At 58.1% G+C, this 24,575-nt stretch carries 15 protein-coding genes; 4 read left to right on the forward strand and 11 right to left on the reverse strand.

Annotation, left to right across the window (positions count from 1 at the left end; all coding sequences use genetic code 11):
- The first annotated feature begins 64 nt into the window (after positions 1 to 64).
- The gene (locus tag ACNJX9_RS30800) at positions 65 to 1,534 is read left to right on the forward strand and encodes a lipopolysaccharide biosynthesis protein (protein ID WP_439405715.1); all 1,470 of its coding nucleotides are present in this window, start codon (positions 65 to 67) and stop codon (positions 1,532 to 1,534) included.
- Here the strand turns inward: ACNJX9_RS30800 and ACNJX9_RS30805 are convergent.
- The 7 genes from ACNJX9_RS30805 to ACNJX9_RS30835 form a co-directional block, all read right to left on the reverse strand.
- Positions 1,521 to 6,758, reverse strand: coding sequence for an Ig-like domain-containing protein (locus tag ACNJX9_RS30805; RefSeq protein ID WP_439405716.1), 5,238 nt, complete (start codon positions 6,756 to 6,758; stop codon positions 1,521 to 1,523). The genes ACNJX9_RS30800 and ACNJX9_RS30805 overlap by 14 nt on opposite strands.
- 192 nt (positions 6,759 to 6,950) lie before the next feature.
- Positions 6,951 to 8,780, reverse strand: coding sequence for an ABC transporter ATP-binding protein (locus tag ACNJX9_RS30810; RefSeq protein WP_439405718.1), 1,830 nt, complete (start codon positions 8,778 to 8,780; stop codon positions 6,951 to 6,953).
- A gap of 50 nt (positions 8,781 to 8,830) precedes the next feature.
- Complete coding sequence (locus ACNJX9_RS30815) at positions 8,831 to 9,826, reverse strand: glycosyltransferase family 2 protein (RefSeq protein ID WP_439405720.1); 996 nt, start codon at positions 9,824 to 9,826, stop codon at positions 8,831 to 8,833.
- A complete protein-coding gene (locus tag ACNJX9_RS30820; protein ID WP_439405721.1) occupies positions 9,823 to 12,753 on the reverse strand; it encodes a glycosyltransferase in 2,931 nt (976 codons plus the stop codon). The genes ACNJX9_RS30815 and ACNJX9_RS30820 overlap by 4 nt, the downstream gene beginning before the upstream one ends.
- Positions 12,750 to 13,868, reverse strand: a complete 1,119-nt coding sequence (locus ACNJX9_RS30825) for a glycosyltransferase family 2 protein (RefSeq protein ID WP_439405723.1) — start codon at positions 13,866 to 13,868, stop codon at positions 12,750 to 12,752. The genes ACNJX9_RS30820 and ACNJX9_RS30825 overlap by 4 nt, the downstream gene beginning before the upstream one ends.
- A 54-nt stretch (positions 13,869 to 13,922) precedes the next feature.
- Positions 13,923 to 14,906, reverse strand: a complete 984-nt coding sequence (gene galE, locus ACNJX9_RS30830) for a UDP-glucose 4-epimerase GalE (protein WP_439405724.1) — start codon at positions 14,904 to 14,906, stop codon at positions 13,923 to 13,925.
- Positions 14,907 to 15,196: 290 nt separating this feature from the next.
- Positions 15,197 to 15,583 carry a hypothetical protein gene (locus ACNJX9_RS30835; protein WP_157083763.1) on the reverse strand — a complete coding sequence of 129 codons (387 nt, stop codon included), beginning with the start codon at positions 15,581 to 15,583 and terminating at the stop codon, positions 15,197 to 15,199.
- Between the two features lie 249 nt (positions 15,584 to 15,832).
- Here ACNJX9_RS30835 and ACNJX9_RS30840 point away from each other — a divergent pair, with 249 nt between their 5' ends.
- Positions 15,833 to 16,831, forward strand: a complete 999-nt coding sequence (locus tag ACNJX9_RS30840; protein WP_057756846.1) for a glycosyltransferase family 2 protein — start codon at positions 15,833 to 15,835, stop codon at positions 16,829 to 16,831.
- Here ACNJX9_RS30840 and ACNJX9_RS30845 read toward each other — a convergent pair.
- A complete protein-coding gene (locus ACNJX9_RS30845; RefSeq protein ID WP_439405726.1) occupies positions 16,820 to 18,010 on the reverse strand; it encodes a glycosyltransferase in 1,191 nt (396 codons plus the stop codon). The two genes, ACNJX9_RS30840 and ACNJX9_RS30845, sit on opposite strands and share 12 nt — an antisense overlap.
- A gap of 108 nt (positions 18,011 to 18,118) precedes the next feature.
- Here ACNJX9_RS30845 and ACNJX9_RS30850 point away from each other — a divergent pair, with 108 nt between their 5' ends.
- Positions 18,119 to 19,168 carry a glycosyltransferase family 2 protein gene (locus ACNJX9_RS30850; protein ID WP_439405727.1) on the forward strand — a complete coding sequence of 350 codons (1,050 nt, stop codon included), beginning with the start codon at positions 18,119 to 18,121 and terminating at the stop codon, positions 19,166 to 19,168.
- Between the two features lie 62 nt (positions 19,169 to 19,230).
- On the opposite strand, the gene ACNJX9_RS30855 is transcribed toward ACNJX9_RS30850, so the two are convergent.
- Positions 19,231 to 20,208, reverse strand: coding sequence for a glycosyltransferase family 25 protein (locus tag ACNJX9_RS30855; RefSeq protein WP_271597539.1), 978 nt, complete (start codon positions 20,206 to 20,208; stop codon positions 19,231 to 19,233).
- 94 nt (positions 20,209 to 20,302) lie between these two features.
- Between ACNJX9_RS30855 and ACNJX9_RS30860 the strand changes: the two genes are divergently transcribed.
- The gene (locus ACNJX9_RS30860; protein ID WP_439405729.1) at positions 20,303 to 21,451 is read left to right on the forward strand and encodes an acyltransferase family protein; all 1,149 of its coding nucleotides are present in this window, start codon (positions 20,303 to 20,305) and stop codon (positions 21,449 to 21,451) included.
- 48 nt (positions 21,452 to 21,499) lie between these two features.
- Here the strand turns inward: ACNJX9_RS30860 and ACNJX9_RS30865 are convergent, their stop codons facing one another.
- Together ACNJX9_RS30865 and ACNJX9_RS30870 are read right to left on the reverse strand one after the other, a co-directional pair.
- The gene (locus tag ACNJX9_RS30865) at positions 21,500 to 22,678 is read right to left on the reverse strand and encodes an acyltransferase family protein (RefSeq protein WP_439405731.1); all 1,179 of its coding nucleotides are present in this window, start codon (positions 22,676 to 22,678) and stop codon (positions 21,500 to 21,502) included.
- A 242-nt stretch (positions 22,679 to 22,920) separates the two neighbouring features.
- Positions 22,921 to 24,558: a glycosyltransferase gene (locus tag ACNJX9_RS30870; protein ID WP_271597614.1), complete on the reverse strand. Its 1,638-nt coding sequence runs from the start codon at positions 24,556 to 24,558 to the stop codon at positions 22,921 to 22,923.
- Positions 24,559 to 24,575: the final 17 nt, after the last annotated feature.

Here is a 24,575-nt window from a genome sequence, read left to right on the forward strand (position 1 = left end):
CCGCGGCATTTGCTGGCAGGCGCGAGACCGCGCAAGAGGTGTTTGAGATCGCGGGGGTGAGCCGTTGGACAAGGACAGCAAGTCGCGGGCCGTAACCAACATGCTCATAACGGGCGGGTCCCAAGCCTGGAAACTCTCGGCCGGTTTTGTCCTGACGATATTCTCGACGCGAAATCTTGCCCCGTCCGACTTCGGCCTGCTGGCTATGTCTGCGACGGCCGCAACGTTCCTCGGGCTCATCAAGGATGTCGGCGTTGGACAGGCCATCATTCAACGCACGGAAATCGCCAAGGGCCAAATCGATGCGCTGTTCTGGCTGTCGGTGCTCGCTTCCGCGGCATCTGCTCTCGTTCTGGCGTTGAGCGCGCATCCGGTTGCGCTGTTTTATGGCGATACGACGCTTCAGCAGCTCATGATCGCAATTGCCGGCCTAAGTTTCATAGCTGGCCTTCCGACCGTTCCGGCGGCTCTCCTTGCCAGAGAATCCCGATTTAAGGCCCTAGCAATCCTGGATGTCGTCGCGACAACCGCTTCCGTTGTCGCAGGGATCGTCGCTGTAATCATCTTGAGAAACTATTGGGCACTTTACCTGTCCACGTTCGTTCTTACCCTCTTTTCGACAATCGGGATCTGGGCCTATTCCGGCTATCGCCCCGGATATCCCAGTCTGGACAGCGAGACGCGCCACATGGCGCGATTTGGGCTGCACGTGTCAGGGTTCAACCTCGTCAACTATCTTTCGAGAAATGCGGACAACATTCTCATCGGCAAATTTCGAGGCGGCGACGAACTTGGCCTGTACGATCGAGCCTATAAGCTGCTGCTGCTGCCGATCGTCCAATTACACAACCCGATCGGCCAGGTGATCGTCCCGCTGCTGTCGCGGCTTCGTTTCGATAAGGAGAGATATCTCAGTACCTACAATGATGCCCTTTCCATGGTGATGCTCATATGTCAGCCGGGCATCGTGTTTGCCATCCTACTCTCGGAGCCGCTCTTCAGAGTTCTCCTTGGCGAGCATTGGGTGGGCGCAGCCCCGATTTTTTCCTGGCTCGGCGTTGCCGGCTTGGTCCAGGTCGCGACCGCGACGGCAGCTTGGCTGTTCCTCAGTCAAGGCCGTAGCCAGGAGTACTTCAGGCTTGGCGTTTGGACCGCCTTGATCAACGTGACCTCATTCCTCGTCGGTCTTCCCTGGGGTGCGCTTGGAATCGCCGCAGCGTATACGCTGGTGAACTGCACCGTCGTGCTGCCGCTTTGCGCGATATCTATCGGTCGTCATGGTCCGGTGACGACAACGAGCCTGGTCAAGACGACCGTCCCGCATTGGATCGGTTGTGGCGTTGCGGCAGCCGTCACAAGGATTTCGAACATCTCATTGCTGGATGGAAACTCTTTCGCTGGGCTGGTTACGCTGCTGGCGCTTGCCTATGCATCATATCTCCTCGCCATGATCTCCTTCACGCGGAAACGGGAACTTGCGAAACGCGCGTTGCGCAACGTTGTTCGAAAGGCAAAGACCTTCAGCGAAGAATGAAGTCATGCAACTCCGCCAGATGGACATCAATCGGGGCTACCGCGTGAACGGCGTCGACCTGATGAAGGCTCGAGTCAACATCTGGATAAGTGGTGGCCGCGAGGAGCCCTACCTTGGCCGTTTCATGAAACGCCTCGTTAACTAAGCCATATGGGTTGGAGGTGGCGGACTGCTCGAACACGAACCCCTCGCCTCCCAGGCGCGCGGTGCCGACGGCCGGTGCGGTAGCAGGAGGCTGCGACGGCGCAACCGCCGAAAAATCAAAGCTAGCCTTCGGAGGATCGATGACCAGTGTGCCCCCGGATCCGTCGCTCGAGAGATTGAAGGTCGAGTTGGTGTAGTCGCCAGCAAGCGAGATATGTGCCGTGTGATTTTGAGCGTCGACCACGGTCAACACGCCACCGGCCGTATCGCCGGAAAAGGACGCCGTCGTTCCCGCTCCGTAGGCGATGTCCTTCAGGTCGATATGGTTGGAATTTGACGCGGTGCCGTCACCCGTTAGACCGATGAGCGTTCCCGTAAATTGCGACGCGTGGTCCAACACCAGATTGCCGGTCGACGCCTTGAAGGTGATCGACCCGGAAGCGGCGCCGGACAATTCGAGCGTGGCGCCGGGGTCGACCGTCGCGGCCTGTGACATATTGCCCAGATTCAATACGACATTTCCGGAGATCTTGAGGCTGGTCGATGAGGTATTGATGACTCCATCGCCATTAAGATCCTGGTAAAACGTCGTCTCGACCGCTTTGAGAGCAGGGTCCGTCGGGGACACCTTATTCAGGAGGTTCGATACCCAGTTGCCATTGCTGTCCGTGGTCCACACGCAGAGTTCGCCGGTGGCCGGAATCTTCCAGGCGACATCATAGCCGCTGGTCGTTTGCTCCACGCCGACCGGCGTCCAAGCGCTGAACTGTCCCGACACAACCGCCACACCACCATACTTCAACGTCGGCCCCGCACCGCTGGCCATCGAATCGAGCAAGTAGTTCGAGCCGACCTGAACCAGGCTGGTTGAGCCGGACGCCTCGATTATCGTGCCTGAAACCTTCTGGGACGTCGATGGAAGACCAATCACGCCATCACCGTTGAGATCCTGGTGAAAGAGTGTCTCGTTCGATTCAAGAGCCGGGTCGGTGCCGGATGTCTTGTTAAGATAGGTGGATACGAAATTGCCGTTGCGGTCGGTGCTCCAGACCGTGAACTGGCCGGTCGAGGGGATCTTCCACGCGACGAGATAGCCGTTCGACGTCGCTTCCGCACCCACTGGCACCCATGACCCAAGCTGCCCCGCCACAACCGCCGTTCCGCCATACTTCAAGATCACCGATGAGCCGACCGTCGAAAGGTAGAAGTTGCTCCCAGACTTGATAAGCGATGTCGTGCCGGCCGCTTCGATCACCGTACCGACGGCGGAACTGAAAGTGTTCGAAAGCTGGCTCAAATTGCCGGCGATGTCGGTGGCGGTCGCCGTGAAGCTGTGTTGCCCTGCCGTGAGCGATCCGGTGGTGACGCTCCAGGCCCCACTCGTCGCCGCGACGCCCGTGCCGATCAAGGCCGAGCCTTCGTACAGCCGGACAGTGCTTCCGGCTTCTGCCGTGCCGGACACGATTATCGCGCTTGAAGCTCCAGGTGCGCCCGAGGTCAGGATGGGTGCAACCGGGGCACGCGTATCGACCGTGACGTTCAGCGCACCGGAGGAAGCGCTGACATTGCCGGCGGTGTCCGCGGTCTTGCCGGTAAAGGTGTGATTACCGTCCGCCAACGTTGCGGTGGCAAAGGACCAGGCTCCGTTGGTATCGGCGATTGCCGTTCCGATCATCGTCGCACCGTCGAAGACCTGCACCGTGGTCCCGGCGTCCGCGGTTCCAGTCAAATTCACGTGGTTGACATTGGTGACGCCATCCCCAGCGACGTTGCTGTCGGGCGAGAACGACGCGAGCTTGGGCACGTTCGGGGCGATCGTATCGATGGTGACATTCGCCCCGGCTGAGAGCGCGGTGAGATTGCCGACACCGTCCATCGCTGCGGCGGCAAAGGTGTGGCCGCCTTCGGCCAGCATTGCAGTCGCCATGCTCCAGCTACCGTTGCCGTCGGCGATCGCCGTGCCGATCTGAGTTGTCCCGTCGAAAACCTTGACGGTTAAACCTGCCTGCGCGCGACCCGTGAGGACCAGATGATTTGTATTGATGAGGCCCGACACGATCGAGCCGCTGTCGTTGACAGCCGCGATCGTCGGCACGGCGATAGATGTCATGGTCATCGGCGAATTCGTCGCGGAAACGAATGAATAGTCGGCCGACGTCAAGCTGGTCACGCCCGCGATGTGCAGCGTGTCTGCTCCACCCGCGTAGTGAACGGTCCATACATCGTTCACATGGGTTAAGTAGGCGCCGCTATCGTAGCCTTTCAGAATCAGCTTGTCATGTTCGGCAGTCGCGCTCGTGAACACGTGGAAATCGGCGACCGTATCGTTGCCGCTGGCTACATTGTAGATGAACGTATCGTTTCCGGCTCCTCCGAAGAGCCAGTCATTCCCGCCTGCGCCATCCAGGAAATCGTCACCGCTCGAGCCGACCATACGGTTTGCCGTTTGGTTGCCGACGCCCGCGAGCCCGCCCATCATCAACGTCAGGTTTTCGACGTTTGCCGACAACGTGTACGACGTCCAAGCCTCCACGCTGTCAACGCCGCCGCCGGGATTTTCGACGATTTTCTGGTTCGCACTACCGATGACGTAGGTATCGTCGCCGTTCCCCCCGACGAGCGTGTCATCGATATTGACCGCCGAGAGCTTATCGTTCGCCGCGGTACCGTACACCATGCGGCTGCTCGCCTTCCCGCTGATCCAAGACGTGATCGTGCCGCCGACCGGGAGCGTTGCTGGCAATTGGAAATCGTCGCTGGTGAATGCCGAGACCGTCGTGTTGCGGAACACCAGGGTATCCTGGCTCGTCAGCTTCAGATATACGTCGCTTCCGATTTGGCTCATCGCCGCTTGAACGTCGGCGAATGAGGTGAAGGCAAAGCCGTTGAGCTGGACGACATCGTGTCCGGCGCCTGATCCCGGCGAAAAGTCGGTGATGATGTCCGAACCGTCGCCGGAGTTGATTACGAAGCTATCCGCACCGCCGCCGCCGGTCAGGATATCATTGCCGAGCCCGCCGGTGATCACGTTTGCCGCGGCATTGCCGATGATGATGTTGGACTGAATATTGCCGGTGGCGTTGATGGCTGCGGAACCGGTGAGGGTCAGATTCTCGACGTAGCTCGAAAGCGTATACGTCACCGAGGCGTTTACCGTGTCGATGCCTCCGCCATAGCCTTCGATAACCTTCGCACCGGAATCGGTGACGACATAAGTGTCGTCGCCGGCACCGCCGGTCATGACATCGGCGCCTCCTGCACCACCGATCAGGTCATTGCCGGACGTGCCGCTCAGCGTGTCCGCAGCCGCGCTTCCCGCGATCGTGTTGGTCGGCGTGCCACTCGTGAGCAGAGTGTAGTTCGCAAGCGTGTATTCCGGCAATTGATAGGCTTTGATCGAATCGATGGTCATCGTCGCCGTCGATCCTGGAGCGGCATTGCCCGGCCAGCTCCCGCCCATCGCCAGATTGGCGATCATGTACATCGCCGTATTCATGTCGGCGGGCGTGGCCTGCCGCGCGACCTCGTTCCCGTCGACGAGGAATGTCAATTCGTAAGGCGTCCATTTGAGCGCGAACGTGTGTTCTCCAGTGGTCAGGTTGGCTGTATTTGCCCAGCCCCCATTCGTCGCCGGCGCGTAGGGCGAGTGAATGGCCCAATGCGCCTGGTCAGGATCCTGGCCAAAGGCTTCGAGCACATCGATCTCAGTGTTGAGGTTATTGGCCGTGCTGGGCAGCATCCAGAACGCCGGCCACGCTCCGCTCGTGCTGGGCAGCGTGGCCGTCATCTCGAAATAGCCGTAGGTCTGAGTAAAGCTGTTCTGGGTCGAGATCATGCCCGACGAAAATATGGCACTGCCCGTATAAGGCGTTGCGCTAGCAGGCAACGCTTGCGCCGTGATGACGAGGTGACCGTCCTGAATCGAGAACGGATTGAGCCCGAGCGACGTTGATGCCTGAGTGGCCGGCAGCCCGGAAAAGCTGGGATCGACATACACCTCCTGTTCGCCGGCCAGCCCGTACCCTGCGGCTCCGCTCCAGGCATAGCTCGTGCGCCAGGTCAGGTTCGGATCCTGACCCGCGGAGAGCGTGTTGAAGTCGTCGTTGAAGGTCTGGACCAGTCCGGTCAGGGGACTGACGATGTTTATATTGGCGGCCGTGAGATTCTGGAGGCTGGTGTTTTCAAGCGTTATCGTTTCGCCGCTAGCGATCGTCAGGACGAGGTCGGTGCCCACCTGCTTCATGGCCGCCGTGACGTCGGCGAACGTCTTGAAGCCGGTGTTGTTGAGCTGCAGGATGTCCCCACCCGCACCCGCCTGAAAGTCGGTGACAATGTCGTTGCCGTTGCCCGCTTTCACGACAAAGGTGTCGCGACCGGCCCCACCGGTCAGCACATCGTTGCCTCGCCCGCCGTCGATCATGTTGTCGCCGGCATTGCCGACAATGATGTTGTTGAGATCATTGCCGGTGGCGGGCGACGGAACACTATCTGTCAGGACAAGATTCTCGACGTTCGGCGCATTGACGAGGCTGTATCCATTGATGTTCCAGACACGGATCGTATCGATACCCTCTCCGGCCTGCTCGACGACCTTGGTGTTGTGGTCATAGACATAGTAGGTGTCGTCCCCTGCTCCGCCGATCAGCGTGACGCCCGTGCCGCCGGCCTCCATGCCGTCATTTGTCGCACCGGTCGTCAGCGTACCGCCCGCGGCGACGGTACCCGCCCAGTTCCATGCCGTTCCGCTCGCTGGCAGCGGATTGTCCAGCGCGACATTGCTTGCAACCAAGGTCGAAAGCGCGACATTCTGCAGCGTCAGGGTTTCGGTGGACGACAGCGTGACGACCGTATCGGAGCCCACTTGGGTGGCCGCTGCCAGGAAACTGGCGAACGTCGCAAAGCCGTAGTTTTGCAATCGCAACACATCGCCGCCCAAGCCCGCCTGAAAATCAGTGACGGTATCGGAGCCGTATCCCTTCGAGACGACGAAAGTATCGCTGCCTGCGCCTCCGGTCAGAACATCGTTTCCGGTACCGCCAAACAGAACGTCAGTACCGGCGCTTCCATTGATAATGGTCATGATGGATTGCGTGCTCCTTTTACGTGCACACAACTATGCACGCGTTCAAAAGAGCCTTATCGATTCGATGCAATTTGACGCATGACGCGAGAATCAGCTGACGGCTAGAGATTTCTGCGGAGACACCGTAATGCTACGGGCTCATGTGAAGTCGGCGCTGATCTGCAACAAGCACGCTCAAGGCAGTACCCGTCATTCACCGGGCGAGTGCCGAACACGCAGGTTCCGGCTAGGGAACCGCGTTCCGCATCCGATATAGGCCACTTCATCTTGCGAAGTGCCCGTTACGCACGCTCCTTGACTCGCCAGGACTTTCGCCGGAGGACCCTCAGCGACAACCCGGCCGTTTTCAATGCACACCGCGTGGTCCGCATCGCGCACTGAATCCAGGCGATGTGTTATCAGCAACAAAGTTCGGTTCTTGAATTGTAGCTGGATCGCGCGTCGAATGCTGTCCTCGAGCGTCAGATCGAGCGCGCTCATCGCTTCGTCCAGGATGAGGAACTTCGGATTGCGCACGATCGCTCGGGCAAGACCAAGGCGCTGCCGCTGACCGCCTGAGAAGCGCAGGCCGTGCTGTCCGATCCAGGTGTCGTATTTGTCCGGCAAGGCCTCGACGACCTCTGAAATGCCCGCGACCCGGAGCGCCTGCCGAACCTCTTCCTCGGAGGCGTCGTTCTTGGCCATCCGAACGTTCTCGATCACCGTGCCTTCGACCAGGTCCACATCCTGCCCCGCAATCGCGAGCATGCCGAGCCAATCGGTTCGACGAACGTCTTCGATGGATCGCCCATCAATCCGTATGACACCCTCGTTGGCCGAATAGAGTCGCAACAATAGATTTACGATCGTGGTCTTGCCCGCCCCACTGGCTCCAATGAGCGCAGTGGTCTTGCCCGCAGGAATGTCAAACGAAGCATCCAAAAGAGCGGGCTCGGTACCGGCATCATAGCGGAACGTCACGTTGCGAAATGAGATGCCGTTCTCCAGCTTAGCCACGGCCACGTGCCCGGCGTTCGGGTACTCCTTGTCATCTGTCGACAGCATGTGTCTGATGGACCGAAGCTGCGGCTCGATCTGCGCCATATACAGCAAGTTCCCTTCGAGATCTCGCATATGCGGCTGCAATCGATAGAGCAACGCGACCGCGGTTAGGCTCGTCGCAAAGCCGATTCCCCATAGATCAGCGAACGCGATTACGAGAAACAGCACGAAAAGATACCCCACCTCCGTCAGAGGCGAGACCAGGGCGGATAGGCGCGCAAGGCGCAGCGCGACCTGTCGGGCCTGCGCCGAAGCCTGCTCGAAGCGCTTTTGGTGACTCTCCTCCTGGCCATACGCGCGGATCGTGCGCATGCCCTGGAGTGTCATCAGCATATGCTCACCCAGCTTTTGATGAACCAGCTTTACGCCGGCGCCCAACTGCTGCATTGGCAACGAAAGATGGCGCAATCCCGCCGATATGATCATCGAGGCGACGAGGGCGATGACCGTTACCTTGATCGAGAGCGCCAACAAAAAGGACGCGAAGAGAAAAACCGAACACGAACTCACGACAATGCGGGTAAGACTGGCATATGCCCCGGAGATCACCCATGTCTCGGTTCCCAACACCTCCATGAGATAGGCTTCGTCATGGCGTTGGAAGAACGAATACGAAGTTGACAGATACTGCAGATGAACGCGGTTGCGCGCGACTTCATTGATCTTCTCTCCGACACGCGCACTGATCAATGTGTTGATAAAGGAAAGAGCACCGCGAGCAATGATGAGAAGGAGCAGCACGACAGCAGTTTCGGTCGAGCTGTGAAACCAGTTCGACGCATATCGAAGCGCTTCGCCCAGCAGGCCGCTGGTCGACGTTGCAAGCTCCACCTGACCCATGGCGAAATAGAAGAACAGGAGCACGAGAGTAATCCCGACCGTCTCCGCCAACGATGTCGCCAGGCCAAGGACAATCAGCGCGGGCGTCACCCAGCCGGGCAGTGGAGCAAGCTTGAGCAGCTTGAACAGTTCGACCAATGCAGCGCGGCGAGCAGATCTCGGACTTCGTGTGTTGTTCGCGTGCTCTGTCATTGCAATTGACTCGGATCGCCGATGGCAAATAACGAAGCCGGTGGTCGGACCACCTTGCGACGCTGATGACGCCATTTCCACCGGGCTTCCAACACGGTATCCCGTGGCACATCGTGCACGGCGACCCTGAGCGCGAGCAAGGGATTCCGTCTGAAAAGCTGTCCAAGGATTGAGATGAAGTACCACAAGTGACCGCCCGTCAGAGCTCTCCGAAGCAGCCAACGCGCATAGTTTCTGAAGCCCAGGTCGAGGATCGCCGTGCGCTCTGGGTGCCGCGCCATGATCTCATCGGCGACCAGCATCCACGACCGGAACATCCGGGGCATGTTGCTTGACATGTTGTTCGGAAGATAGCGGTAGCCGATTTGGTACTCGGGCACGACCGCGAAGTGGTACGCCTCCGCGACACGGCAATAGAACAGCAGATCTTCGCAGCCTTCTGCCCCCGACGCCCTGAGTCCGCTCTCGAAACCTTTTGCAGCTATGAGGGCTTCCCGGCGAACCAGCGCCGAGCTGCCGTTGCCAATGAAATTTCCCTGACAGAGATAGTCCAGCACCTCGCCCGCATGAAAGACGGGATCGGACCTGGCACTTACGCGACTATCGGCATCGATCCAGTCATACCAGCTGTAGACCAGACCAGTCCGCTCTCCTGCCTTAAGCAAGGCTTGAAGCTGTTGCTCAATCTTGCGAGGCGTCCAGAGATCATCGGCATCAATGAACGCGACGAAGTCCGCGCGGGCGGCCTGCCAGCCCGCATTCCGGGCGGCCGCCACCCCTGCATTACGCTGTTCTATGATTGTTACGCGAGAATCCTGAACGAGATGCCGCTGGACAACTGCGACCGTGTCGTCTGTGGAGCCGTCGTCCACGACAATGATTTCCAGCTCCCGGTGCGACTGGGACCTTACGCTGCGAAGCGTCTCATCGATCGTTGCACTGGCGTTGAAGGCGGGAATAACCACACTGACCAGCAGCGCACCGCTACTCATTGATACTGCTCCAGGCAGCGCGCGAATGTGTCCAGCGTGAAATCGCCTCTGACCTCAATTCGCGGCAGGTCCAACAGATTGTCCTTCAGCGATGCAGCCCGGTTGACCGTGTTGAACACGGTCTTGTAGCCGCATTCGGCTGCGAGAATTCCAAGCCGCTGATTGGTAGAGCCAAAAGGCGCAGCAAGCGACGTTATCGATCGCCCAAGCCATCGCTCCAACTGTGCACGAGATCGCGTCAGTTCCTCGGCGAGAGTCCGGGTCGCAAGTTCCTGGCTGCGCGGGTGGCTCGCCAAATGGCTGCCAAAGGATACGCCCTCGGCGGCCAGCCCGGCGATCCTGGCCGCATCGAGCAGCGAAGCGGGCTCTCCAAACGGCGCATCCCATTCAGCCCACCTTCCCACGAAATCGGTCGCAATGAACACCTCTGCCGAGAAATCGTTTGCCTGCAAGATCGGCCATGCATACTCGGCAAAGTCCTGGTAGCCATCGTCGAACGTGATCAGCACCGGCCTGCCCACGAACGGATGATTGCTTGCTACGAACCAGGCGAGCTGATCCGAATTGATCGTGTGGTAGCCATTGCGGCGAAGCCACCGCATCTGTTGCCCGAACGCAGCCGGAGACAAGCGGTACCGCGCCAGTTCGTCTGGTCCTTCTGTCGCAATTCGGTGGTACATCAGGACCGGAGCGTGCGTTCGTCTTTCGGATTGCGCGACGTCAAACCTGCGCGCCACGGCCCCGCCCCACACGATGGACCGCGCAACCTCGAGCTCAATCGGCGCGTCGATAGTCGCGAATTTCACCTGTATGTCAGGGGCGGCTTCGCCCGGGACTAACCGCCTGAACCGATCGATACGGTACAGCTCCGTCTCGATCGATGTATCCAGGGCGAGCCCGGGCACGCCCTGGATAATCCGCCTGATCGTCTCCGCCCCATACGGACTCTCCCAGTCGAGGCCCGTTCGCGATATGTTGTCCTTCAGCACAAAGGCATGGGCCGCCACCAGGTGACCGCCAGGACGCAGCGCCTGCACCAGTCGCTTCGCGACCGATTCCAGTTCGGCCTCGTCGTTAAGGTAGTAAAGGACCTCGGAGCAGACGATCAGATCGATATCCTGTGGGAGCGGATCGGCGGATAAATCCAATTGAGAGAATTCGATATTCTGATGCCCATTGCATCGGACACGGGCGCGATCGAGCGCCTTGGTCGAGATATCGGCGGCTCTGAGGCGCTTGACCCTGGGTGCCAATTGCCGTGTGAAATGTCCCTCCGCACACGCAAGCTCAAGCGCGTGATCCACTGGCTGGTCCGGCAGGAGCTCGAGCTGCCGGCTATACTTTTCCTGTTCATAGGGCGAACCGTAGTTCCAGGGATCCTCTTGCTCGAAGAAACCCTCCCAAAATTTCTTGCGTGTGGTGTCTCGAGATCTTCTGGCACATCGCATGGGACTGCTCGAAGCGGAGATGCCCGAGATGGCTCGCGACCGCGCCTCACGTGAGGCCCGCGAGGCCAACTCGCGTAGCCGCCCCCGGTGAGTATTTCGGCCGTCTCGCATGAAGGATTGAAGTCGTTCTGTCCGCTTGTGGAGTGCGATTTTTGCCCGAATCAGCGTTCCGATCTGGTCTTTGACCTGCAAATGAACGAGGCCATGGGCGGCCAGCGCGATCCAAAAGCGGTTGTTGACGGTGCCGAGGGCACCAATATCGAGCAGCGTCAGGATGCGAGGCCCGTCACAGAGATAGACATACAAACGATCGACAGTCCCGATTGGCCTGATGGTATCGATACGGCGAAGGTCAACGCGCGTGCCGAACGTCAACGTGAGGACCCTGGGCGCCGAAAGGTCGTCATAATCGAGCACTTTTCGCTCAAAGCGGTATTGACACTTTCGCGCTGCCGCCGGGTCGCTCCATGCGTGCCCCATTGCTGAAATGAGGTGGGTTACGCCCTTCCCGTATTGCGGCCACCGTTCCGCCAGCTTGGCGGGCACCGTTCTTGCCCCGACCATCACGGCATCGAGCAAAACAGTGGCAACCAAGTCCGCTGTTGTCTCGGTCTTTGGAATGTCGCTGAGCGTTTCCGGCGATGGATCGCTGGCATTCCTGCGGCCGCAGTCAAATCCGGCACACCAGAGGGCGAAATACGCGTACGCCGCCGCGACGCTGCCGTATGCAGTTGACGCTCCAGCTTGGTGTGCGGATGCCGGCTCGCTGACGCGGTCGTCACTCGAAAATCCGCGCGCAATGACCACACGCGCGTCGGCCAGCATCCGTTTGACATCTTGCGTCAGTGAACGGTCGCTTGTCCGGTAATAGCTCAATTTCTCGTCGACATGGATCCACCTGCCGCCGCAGCGGGCGATCCGTTGCCACAGGTCCCAATCTTCGCACGTGCGGAGGCTGGTCTCAAAGCCACCGACCTTTGCAACCGCGCTCTTCAAGACGAGCACGCCATGGATGAACGTGGCACACGTCCGAGCGAAACGCTCGAAGGCGTTGTCCTGGATGGCCGGATCGCAGCGAACGGAAGTTTCACTGCCGTCAGGCATAACCCGGCAACAGTTGCAGTAGGCGGCCACCGCCGAGGGATCGCGATCCAGCGCAGCATTCATCAGCGCAAGGAAGGATCGATCAATCCAATCGTCACTGTCCAGGAACAGTATTCGTTCGCCGCGCGCGCTTGCAATTCCCTTGTTGCGGGCACCGGAAGCGCCTACTCCGTCAGACTGCAGAACCCGAAAGCGGGAATCCCGCGCCGCATATTCAGCAACGATCTCGGCCGTGGCATCGATCGAACCGTCATCCACGACAAGCGCCTCCCAGGAGGGGGCGCTCTGCGCGAGCAGGCTGACAAGCGTTTCAGCAATGGTTCCCGCAGCGTCGCGGGCGGCGATCACGATGGACGTACGCGGATGGGCTGTCATCTGCGAAACCTTTGGCGATGATAGAACAGCAATCCGGCGAGATATCCGGTCACCTCCTCCTTCAGGAAGCGGTCGCGAATGCTGTCTCCTTCCATTGCTTTTCGGAGTAGCCGAGCGAGGTACCAACGCGGCTTGTGATAGTAAGCCAGACGCCGATTCGCCGAGATCCCCGTTCGCTCATACTGCACCAAAAGTGCGGCCGCATGACCGCGCATGTAATGATAGATCTGGCTGGCCAGTCCATCCATTGTCCTGCGGTGAAAATGGAATGCGACTGACGCCGGGGTGTAACGACACGTGTAGCCGCCCGCGAGCAATCGATACCAGTACTCCGAGTCGCCCGAGCAGCCGGCCTGACCGACGTCCAGGCGCTCATCAAAGAGCCCGACGGCCTGAAACACCTCGCGCCGGAACGCCATGCTCGCTCCGGCGCCGACGTCCCACGCGGGCAGGACCTGGCCGTGATGCGATCGGAAGGCTGCGCTGTCGTAATCCTGTTCGCGATAGCCCTTGCCAAATCCCCAATACGTCTCGAAGTGCCGTTGCGCCTCGGTCGCGAGCTCGGCGGGAAGCACAAGCCCAGTCACCGCACCGACCTCGGGAGAGTCAAACGCACATGTCAGTTGCTCCAGCCAGCGCGGGTGAAGCAGCACATCGTCGTCCGTATAGGCGACAATATCTCCGGTCGCCTCGAGCGCGCCGGCATTGCGCGCAATGTCCAGGCCGGGTCGGTCCTCCCGAATATAGGTTACTGCCGCGGCCAACGCGACATCCCGGGTCCGCCGATCGCGCGATGCATTGTCTACGACAATGATTTCTCGCGGAGGATGAGTCTGTTGCGGCAGCGACGACAAGCATTTGCTCAGCTCGTCCGGACGGTCTCGCGTGCAGATCACCACGCTCGCCGAGAGCCTCATTTTCGTCGAGGTTCGCACTTGGGAATCGACGGCTGACAGGAAGGTGTTATCGATATGATCGATCCTGGCGTCCGTTATCTGGCCTTCATGCATCAGCACATGGCCGATCGGCTGGTCGGCGCGCCAGAACACCGTCATGCCCTCGTTCAATGTCGTTTCCGCAACATCGGACGCCGACGTCACGGAGACGTGCGCCACGCCTCTTCCCAGTCCAATTCCTGCGAATGGAGTATCGATCATCTTCGTGCGAAATCATGCCGACGGGTTGTTATCGCTCCACCTCAGTGCAGTCTCAATAATGAAGTCGATCTCGGATTGCCGCGGGCTCCAACCGAGCTCCCGCTTGGCTTTGGCAAAGGAAGCGACGAGCGTGGGCGGGTCGCCCGCGCGGCGTGGGCCGCGGCGGACGACCGGATCGGCTCCGGAGACACGCCTCACCGCCTTTATTAGTTCGAGCACACTCGTGCCAACCCCTGTACCGAGATTGAAGACATGAGTACCGCCTCGCGCCACCAGCATGTCACCTGCGAGAAGGTGCGCCTGCGCCAGGTCGTTGACGTGGATATAGTCCCTGATTGCACTGCCATCCGGCGTCGGAAAGTCCGTTCCCAGAATGGTGAAAGGCCGATCGGGTCGGCGCACAGCTTCGATCGCCAGCGGAATGGCATGCGTTTCCGGTTCGTGGCGCTCGCCGATCTCTCCGTCCGGATCACAGCCCGCCGCGTTGAAATAGCGCAGCGAAACCGACGACATCTCGTACGCGCGGCCAAAGTCCTCCAGCATGCGCTCGATGATCATCTTGGACCAACCATAGGGATTAATCGGCGCCTGCGGATGTGTTTCGTCTATCGGCGTGTGCTGGGGAATTCCGTAACTGGCGCACGTGCTGGAAAAGAGCACGCGCGAACAACCGGCCGCTCGCATTGCCTCCAGGAGTGCAAGCGTTCCTCTCGTGTTATTGTCGTAATAGATGGCGGGATCAGCCACGGATTCGCCGACATAAGCCAGTGCCGCAAAGTGCGCGACAAGGTCCGGCTCGTAGGCGTCCAGCGCTGCGCGCACGCCGGCTGAATTGCGAATATCGCACTCGACCAACGGTCCCCAGCGCACCGCATCGCGCCAGCCTCGGGAAAGATCGTCGAGCGTCACGACATTCCAACCCGCCATCGCAAACGCCTTGCAGCAATGCGAGCCGACGTAGCCGGCACCGCCGGTGACCAGAACGGTCTTTTTCATCTCGCCGCGCCCGCGCGTTGCGCATCGATCGGAGCTGGGACACTACCGATATTTGTCGGGCCGGCGAAATCGTTACGCTTCCTTATCAACCTTCGCGCCAACAACACTCAACTCCTTGTAACGAAGGTGAACTTGTTCTCAATCTCCAACCTTCCAAACTCCATTAATTCATATCTAGATGGAATGTGGCTTCATTCGTACGATCGAACGGCGGCGCGCAGACGCGTGAAGCTGCCACGCGCAGTTGCAAAGGACCGAAACGGTGCAATCCGTGGATTGATGTTGCGAAACTATTGCTTCGCTGCGGTCTCGTCCGCGGGATAGAAACGCGCCTGATGCGCTTCCGATAGAACCTGTCCCGTCGATGATTTCACGAGGGCGGTCCATTCATACACACCCGGCTTGCAAGGACCAAATGTCCGGATCGTCCCCGATGGCACGACGCCATTGCTCGGAACCGGAATGTTCTGGCCTCCCATCTCGCGAGTGCCTTCTGCAAGTGTGAGCGTCACCGACGTGCCACCGGCGGGAATATTGCGCAGACGCATCTCCGGATTTGGGAACAGCGTGACACAGCCGCGTACCCCGCGCCATGAAAAATCCAACGTCATCGGATCGGCCGATGCAGGATGACAGGCCCCCAGCAACAAAGGGAAGGCAACAATAACAGCTCTCACATATTGCTCCGATCAGTTTCGCTTCCGATCTTCGAGCGATCGGTGCACGCACTATTCACGATTCACGCAGAAGAGATCGCCCATTTTAAGGCGCCATCGGTAACCCACTTGCAACCGATGCATCCAAGGAAGCAGTCACGAGTTGGCCATTCTTTTGACGGACCGTCGGGACGTCCTTTGGCGAGCATCAACGACCATTCCCGCGCCTGCCAACGGATTGAGCAAACAATGGCAATTGGCAGCTAAACCGTGTCCAGAAACGTCCTGATCGTCGTACCCGTTTTGAACGAGGCTTCCCATATCGAGACCGTTGTCCGCAATCTGGCGCAGGACGGTCTCGACGAAGATCGCATGATAGTGGTTGCAGATGGCGGCAGCACCGATGGGACGCCTGACATTGTTCGCCAGCTTGGCAAGGAGATTCGCGGCGTCCATCTGTTGCGCAATCCCCAGCGGCTGCAGAGTGCCGGGATCAATCTGGCCGTACAAGTCTATGGTGCTGCGGCGCAGGTCCTGGTGCGGTGTGACGCCCATTGCGAATATCCAGCGGATTATGTTTCGAGCCTCCTCAAGACTCTGGACGAGCGCAAGGCCGACTCGGTCGTGGTCCCCATGGACTCTCGTGGCGAGGGTTGCTTGCAGAAAGCCGTCGCCTGGGTCTCAGACACCAAGGTCGGTTCGGGCGGATCGGCACATCGCGGCGGAAAGCAAAGCGGCTTTGTCGATCACGGGCATCATGCCGCGATGACCATCGATGCCTTTCGCACGGCCGGTGGTTACGACGAAACCTTCACTCACAATGAAGATGCAGAGTTTGACTGCAGGCTGCGTGCACTCGGCGGCCGGATTTTTCTGGATTCGGACATCCGCCTTTCATATCGACCGCGGTCGAGTTTTCTGAGCCTGGCGAAGCAATACTTCAACTACGGGCGTGGTCGATCGAGAACGGTGAGACGGCATCCAGGATCGTTGCGACTGCGTCAATTCCTGGTGCCCACTCATGTTGCATTGACGCTCGGCGCCATCGTGCTGTCGCCGGCTGCGCCGCTGCTGTTGACCTTGCCGGCGGCCTATCTGGCGATACTGGCCCTGACCGCAATGATGATTGCAGTAAAACATCGCTCAATTTGCGGGCTGCTTGCACTGCCGGCCGCCGCCGTGATGCACTTCGCGTGGGCACTTGGCTTTTTCTGGGGCATCCTGTCGATCCGCCAGACCACCTGGCAGATGACCCCTTCAGTTTCCTGAACGCTGCAGAACCTGGGCACTGGCCGGCGCGTCCACACGCCGGCCGGCCTTCGCATAGGCGGCCTCGGTCAGGCGGGCAATCGAGGTCCACGTCGGCACGGAGTCGCGCAGATCCAGCATTCCTTGACCCTTGGCGTTTCGATAGTCGGGGTCGCTGATCAAGCGCTCGAGCGACCGGGACAATGCGGCGGGATCACCTGGAGGAACGAGCGTCCCCTCCGCCCGATCGCTCAGCCATTCCGAAAACGTTCCAAGGTTCGAAGCGACGATCGGACGTCCCGCCGCGATCGCCAGCATCAGCACACCGGATGCGTCGATATCCCGGTACGGAAAAGCCAGGATGTCAGCGCGCGCGACCAGCGAGGTCACTTCGTCTTCCGGAATGAACCGCAGGTCGAATTCGACATGGTCTTCGAGCTGCAGATCCTTCACCATCGCAAACAGCGGCTCCATCGGCATTTCCGGCCAGCCCACAATCTTCACCACGCAACGTGCCCTGACCTCTCGGGGAAGCAATGCAAGCGCGCGAAGCATGACGTCGACGCCCTTGTAGGGCTTTATCTTGCCGAACAAGAGTATTTGAACGCGGCCGGCCGCGGACTCGTCGGCAGGTCGGGCGATATGATCCGTCAGCAATCCGTGCGCGATAACCGAAATCTTCTCGCTCGGAATACCAACGCGCAGCAGGCGATCACGTGCAACGGTCGTATGAACGATAAGATGGTCGAAGCAATGCAGAATCTTGAACGCCCCGATTCGCTGTATCCGCGAGCTCGGATTGTTATTGAACGGATTCGAGTCATGAACGGTCAGAACCGTTGGCGCGACCCTCCTGAACTTGGGAATGAACTGGCTGTCGACGATCGCCAGGGGTGCCCATTGAAAATGGATCACATCGGGCGGCGTCTTCCTGAAGCGCCTGATCAGTCGTGTCATTGATTCAGCGTGACTGAGTCCCTTCAGCCCCAGCTGCACGTTGCGCGGAAGTTTCTTGAAAAAGCGCGACTGCAATCCCGGATAAAAATGCCGGTCAAGAAACAGGTCTTCATCAACGGAAGGCTTCTGCCCAAGCTGGCGCCCGACAATGCTGGCTGCATGCCCAATATCGGTCAATCCTTTGGCTAATTTAAGATCATATGGCCAAGTAAACAGTGACGGATCGATCAGAGCGATTTTCATGCGATTGCCTCACCAATCATGCTTTGCGGACTGTGAAATTACTTCTGGCCCATCAAGGCATGGATTGATAGCCTCTTTTGCCACCTGCAAATTTGTGAGCGACACACGTTGAAGATCAGCATCGTCATAACAGTCTACAATTACGAACGGTATGTCGGATTGGCAATCGACAGCGCGTTGAATCAGACCCGTCCGGCGGACGAGATCGTCGTCGTCGACGACGGATCGATCGACGGTTCCCGCCGGATCATCGCCGGCTATGGTGACAGGATTCGAGCCATATTTCAGGCAAATCAGGGCAACATCGCAGCATTCGAAGTTGGGTATCGCGCAGCGACAGGCGATGTACTGCTGTTCCTCGATGCGGATGACATCCTGATGCCGACGGCGGTCGAAAACGTTGCTGCGCACAGCCGCGAAGGTGTTTCGAAAGTTCAGTTCAATCTGGATATCATCGATGACACCGGCAGGCGACTTGGGCGTTCGTTCTGTGCGTTTCCCAAATCCTACGCGCCGGACGATGTGCACGCAGAATTTACCCGGTCGGGAACGTACATCTGGCCAGTCATGTCGGGAAATGCGTACTCCCGAGAGTTTCTTCGACAGGTCATCCCGCTCAATCCGCCCGTGGGATACGACGGCGCCCTCAACACGATCGCCCCTCTTTACGGAGACGTAGTCACGGTGCAGGAGACCCTCGGGCAATATCGGCTCCATGGCAAAAATATCAGCCGAAATGACGCGAAGGGCCGGGCGCAGCGGTTTCCGGATTTTCCCAGGCAGATCGGGTTCCGCATTGCAGAGTTCGACATCCTCAAGGCACATTGCGACAGGAAGTCCATGCACGTGCAAGTGGCACGGCCGATCGATAACGAGATCGTCTTTGTCAACTATCGCCTCGCGTCCCGTAAACTGGGACTGCGCTATGTTGGGCAGGACGCGGACACGTCGAGTTCACTTCTGCGCCGTGGGATATGGCTTGCGCTGACCACGACCACACATTGGCGCGCCGCCGCCTCTCATATCGTCTGGTTCACAGGGTTGTTCTTGAGCCCTTCCTGGCTTGCGTACCAGCTGATCATGCTCCGCTTCAACAGGGCAGAACTCCTGAGGCCGCTCGTCAGGTTCGGAAGTGTCATCCGGCGCAAGCCCGCCTGAGCGGGCCACGGCGCAAACGTAATCCGGCTCGTCAAATCTCGTGCCGCTCCTCAAGGCGTCAATCACATGCTTTCGATCGTACGAATTGTCTCCGGCATTGGCGCGGAAAGACTGCTTGCGCCGGCGAGCCGGACGCGAATCCGCCTGTCCGACTGTCGAAGGCGGATATTTTCCGAGAGGCGCAGAACATATTCCTTTGATTTCCACGCAAACCGAGCCGCCCTGTCAAACGCAGTAGGCTCGCGGACCGACTCCGCCGCCTTTGCGATCGAAGATGTCAGCGTCAGCTCAAGGCACGGAAAAGGAAACAAGGCATAATTGTGGAGGCCATTTGCCCAGAAGCGGTCCATCTCCCAGTCGATCGGCCGATGAATAGTTGTCACGCTGTCGATGAACCGACGCGCGGCATGGCCTGAGATAAGATAGGCCTGCGTTCCCATTGGCGCACGCTCAAACCGCACCAATTCCCGCTGATCCAGCCAGGCCACGTGCTTGCATGGCGCCATGTGTCGCCCATACAGCCGGAGATAGCCGATCTCAGCAGCCTTGCAGATGTCCGGAAGCAATCGGAAGCTGAACCCGGCATCGAGAATGACGTCGTCTTCGATGACAAGTGTCCATGAATTGTCGGCATCTGAAGCAGCCACTTGCGCCATGACACTCATATGACTGGCTGCGCAGCCGATTTCGGCACGTGAAAGGCCCCTGCCCCAAAAGCGGATGGCCAGCGCCTCGTCATATTGCGGGAGCCCCCTAGCTGGCACACGCAAGGCATCAAAGAAGGTCCATGGAATCTCAAGCGACTCCAGATTCGCACTCGCGCGCTCGCGACGCGCGGAGCCGGCCAAACTAATCGCCACGATTCTGAGATTGCTGCCCATTGATTGATCAGTCTGACGCTGTTGATTTGGAACCGGATAGCGCGGCCGCACTCGGGAACGCACTTCGTTGAAATCGACAAAGGGCAGGCTGTCAATAGTAACCGCAAGCTGGCGGCAGCTCGCGTCAAAAAGGGCAGGCGCCTCGCATGTCGTGTCCATCGGAGACTTGGTTGCCTAGCAGTATCGCAGACTTAATGTTGCCAACAACGCTATGACTAATGCCGTCAAGCTGAACTTCAAATGAAGGCACAACATGGTGAAACGCGAGTACTTCGACGAAATCGTTGGGCTGCGTTTTTATCTTGCCCTTTGGGTTGCGATCGGACATGGCCTCCAACTTTCCGGAATTATGGAGCCAGACAATAAGATACTGAAGCTCCTTCTGCGCGGCGACGTGGCCGTTCAACTGTTCATGATCGTGAGCGGATTCGTCATCACGAACCTGATTCTTCAAAGAGATGAAACATACGCGCCCTACCTGACTCGCCGCTTCTTCAGACTTTACCCGGTGTTCGTCATCGCATCCGCGATCGGGTTTGCTGTCTTCCCCTACTGGGTTGCACTGTCGACGCTTGTGCCCTGGCAGACTTCCGCAGGCTGGGCCGCATACTCGCAATCGCTCGCCGAGATCGAGCATCAAATGACGAGCAATCTTCCAGCGCATTTCTTAGCTCATTGCCTCATGTTTCATGGCGCGATTCCGAACGAAATTCTCAATCGATCAGCCATGACGTTCCTGCCGGCCGCCTGGAGCATCTCGCTAGAGTGGCAGTTTTACATCGTTGCCCCACTGGTTCTCCTGAGTCTCCGCGATTGGCGGTCGACCGTCTGCATGACAGTTGTGTTCGGCCTGCTCTACATCGCCCATAGCAGAGGCATGCTCGGTACTTATGATCTCGCATCATCCTTGGCAGGCGCCAGCGGATATTTTGCCGTTGGAATTGCATCTCGTATCGGCTTTAACAAGATCAGCGAGATGAATCTCCGCTCTATCGCGGTCGCAATTTGCCTGTCGGTCCTTGCCATCATGTTTCTACGCGATCCGCTCGGGCTCGTTATTTGGGCTGCATTTTACAGCTATATGGCTGGAGCAAAGACAGATCAGATCGATGGCAAGATCTTTAGATTTGCCTTCACAAATCCGCTGGTTTTTAGGACTGGAGAGGCTTCCTATTCGCTGTATTTGATTCACCGCCCGGTGCAAGTATTGGTGGGCTATGCGTTGGTGAGAACCGTGCAAGTCACCAGCGCGACTATGTTGGTCGCTATGGTTGGAGCCATTGTGATCACCGTCTTGCTCAGCCTGATTTCGTATCAGCAAATCGAAAAGCGCGGAGAGCAGGTCGGACGAGCACTTGCGCGACGCTCGATCAAGTTTGCGGTGACGTCGTCGGCTGCCTGACGTCTTGAGCTTGCGCCACAATCGATGGCAAGCCCAAGGAGGGCTGCCCTAGCGATTCTTTGACGCGGGCTTTACGTATAGACCAGAGAGGGAGTTCCGTATCATTGTCCTTACTGAGGGCGTCCGGCTTTCAAAAGCCCACCAAAAGACTGCGGAAACGGCCAAGCAACTCGCGATGACAACAAGAAATGACGCGAGACTCCTCCAGCTCGGCGAGACCGGATGGATCTGTCCCAGCAGCGACAGCACAAAAACGGCCACCGGAAGATGGGTGGCATAAAGCGAAAAGCTTATTTCCGACGTCGCTTGAGCAAAGCCAAAGTCCGCGACATAAGCCACGTCCCTCACCTCGAGCACTTTCAGAACGCAAACGAACGCGCATCCCAGCATAAGGTCGCTGGCCAGCCACAACTCCTGTCTGCGCAGATAAAGCCAAAAGCAGGTGGAAAGCGCAGACGCCAGGGCAAGCAGCCTTAACGACGGCTTGTCCAAACAAAACAATAGAGCGCCTGAGGTCCAGACAAGGAAGTAAACCAGATAGCTTACGGCGGTGTACTCGGAGATCTGCGTACGAGCCAATGAACAAACGACAATCAAAGCGACGATCGTCGGAATGGCCAAGAATATCCGCTGTCGAATACCAACGACCAGTCCGAACCAGGCGAAATAGTAAAGTCCCTCATTGGAGATGCTCCATAACGACAGATTGGAGCCGTATTGCTTGCACCACAACATCTGGAGAAAGGCCGCGTTGCACACGGCTTCGCGAAGCCTGAGAAACGACCATAGATTTTCGCGATCGGGAAAAAATGAGGCCCGCGCGTCTATGACGGAATGACCATTCAGCCAAGCCAACGAACTTCCATCGAGGATTGCCGTCAACAAGAGAGCCGGAATCAGGACAACAAACATCCTCGATACTCTTGCAATAAGGTACTCGGCCAATACCATCTTGTCTTGCAAGACACGAATGAGAAATGGTCCTCCGACCAGATAGCCGCTTAAGACAAAGAAAATAATCACCGCCTCGTGCCCCCATTTGGCAGCAAATCGAAGGGCTGCGCAGACGACGCCAAATAGCACGCCAGTACTCTCGACTGCAGAGGTGGTGAAGACCAAGGTGAACGCGTGAAACATCAGAACCGCGAGCGCAGCGAGTCCGCGTAGCAGGTTCAGCCACATAGAAAGCCGAGGGGCGATGCGCGTGTCTTGCCGTAACGTCAACATGTGCCCCTCTCGTCGATCTCGACCGGCCCAACCAACTCACGTCGAGATATACCCCTTCTCTCGCTCTCACTTCTCGCTCTCACTCGCGGTCTTGATCTACGAACCCGCGGGCGCGAGGCTTTCATTCACCCCGATCGCTCCTCAATCTAGACGGCGAGAATTTGGATTTCTGTGAAACGCATTTCCATCCGACCCACCTTGGGCTTCGACCAATCGCATAGCAGGCGGTTAATCTGAGCCGCCTAGATATACCTGCTCGCGAGGCGGCTGTAGGTCGAGCGGCCATTTCTTATCCAATCCGAAAGGCGCGCTTCGTCGGAATGCACGAAGTACTTCTTGTAGGAATAGGATTCCCAAAGATGATGGCAGACTGCATTGTCGAAACTATGGTTCTCTTCGAACATGAGTTTCATGCTCTGATCGTCCCAGCTCGGCCAGTGAAAACGATCATGAGGCTGCACGTTAATCGACCAGACACCACTCCGCCACATGACGTAAGGAAGCTGTACTGAAAACTGATCCCAAGTCTTATCTGAAAATCGCTCGTACGAATCCAACCAGTCGACGAGAAACCCATCGTTCGGAGCGGCCAACATTACGGCATTGCAAAGTCCATCGACCTTATGCCCGATCTGCAGACCGATCGAGAACGAGCTGTCCAGCATATCATCGAACGGCCTTACCGTTATCGTGTCGAGATCGAGATAGATACCGCCCATCTCCTTCAATATGCCCATTCTCGTGATATCTGCCTTGTGGGCGAAGTGGTTCAGCTTACGTCCCTTGAATTCGTGCGGGATAACGATCTTGTTCATCGAGAGCAGACCTTCGACGTCCCTGAAGCTGGGCGATTCAGGTTTGTAATGGTGATGAAAAAAGACCTCTTCCGGCTTGATCTTCTCGATGGCAGACCTGACTGCAATTTTATGCATGACGTTGAATGGCTTTCCGCCGAAATCAGGCGACAAGCCAAAGACGAAATGAATGATCTTGGGGACCTTATTCTTCACGATTGCCGGGAAGGATCTATCTGACGCTAACTCGTCAGCCATACGTTCCCGAATCGGATCGGGAACGTACCGCCGCACCTTGGCTTTAGACTGATTGCCTATAAGGGCCTTCACCCGGTGGCAAAAGTCTCTATTGGCATCCCGACACTCCTCCAACGCCTTGTCATGGATCTCGGATTCAGAAAATGCAGCAGTCCAGCAGTCCGCCTGCGCTATTGGCACTTGGTGCTTGAGCGTGAGCATCTTGCTGCCGCCACCGATTGCGACCACGGGCTTCTTCGCGAGCGTGCCAAGGTATGCCGCATGATATGAATTGGTAACGATGCGACGAGCGGAACAGATCGCTTCAACAAATGCCTGGCTGCTACAATCGTTAAACACGATCCTCGCGTCGTCTGATGATTGCGACACGATGGACGATATCATTTCTTTGTCCGACCGAAGGTCGCGATGAAGCAGGAAAAGCGTTCCGAAACTCGAATTGCCCGGTTCATCGAGTTGCGGGTTCATGCAGCTTGGGCACGGAACCCACGTAAATCCAGCGTTGTAATCGCGAATTCCGACCAAGTTGAACTGCCGCAACTGGCCATACTCCTCAAACCCCGGCTGCCGTTTGTCAACCGCGTAGACATCGTGACTGTTGTGACCGGCTCCCCACAAGATTGTCGGTATCTGACCGCGAGTCCAAGACGAAATGTCCGCGTCAAAAAATGGCTGCCCGATCAACCCCCCGCCTCCTACGACGACGGCTTTGGCGTTTTCCCTCGTTAGCTTTCGCAAGGCACGACGAGGCAGGCTTGCACCGGCATGGACTTCCTGGCGAACTGCCCAGTTGAATTCAGAACCGAAATAGTTGAGCGGACTGGACATCATATCTCCGATGTTGC

The sequence above is a fragment of the Bradyrhizobium sp. BLXBL-03 genome, assembly GCF_051853015.1.
GTDB classification, from domain to species: Bacteria; Pseudomonadota; Alphaproteobacteria; order Rhizobiales; family Xanthobacteraceae; genus Bradyrhizobium; species Bradyrhizobium manausense.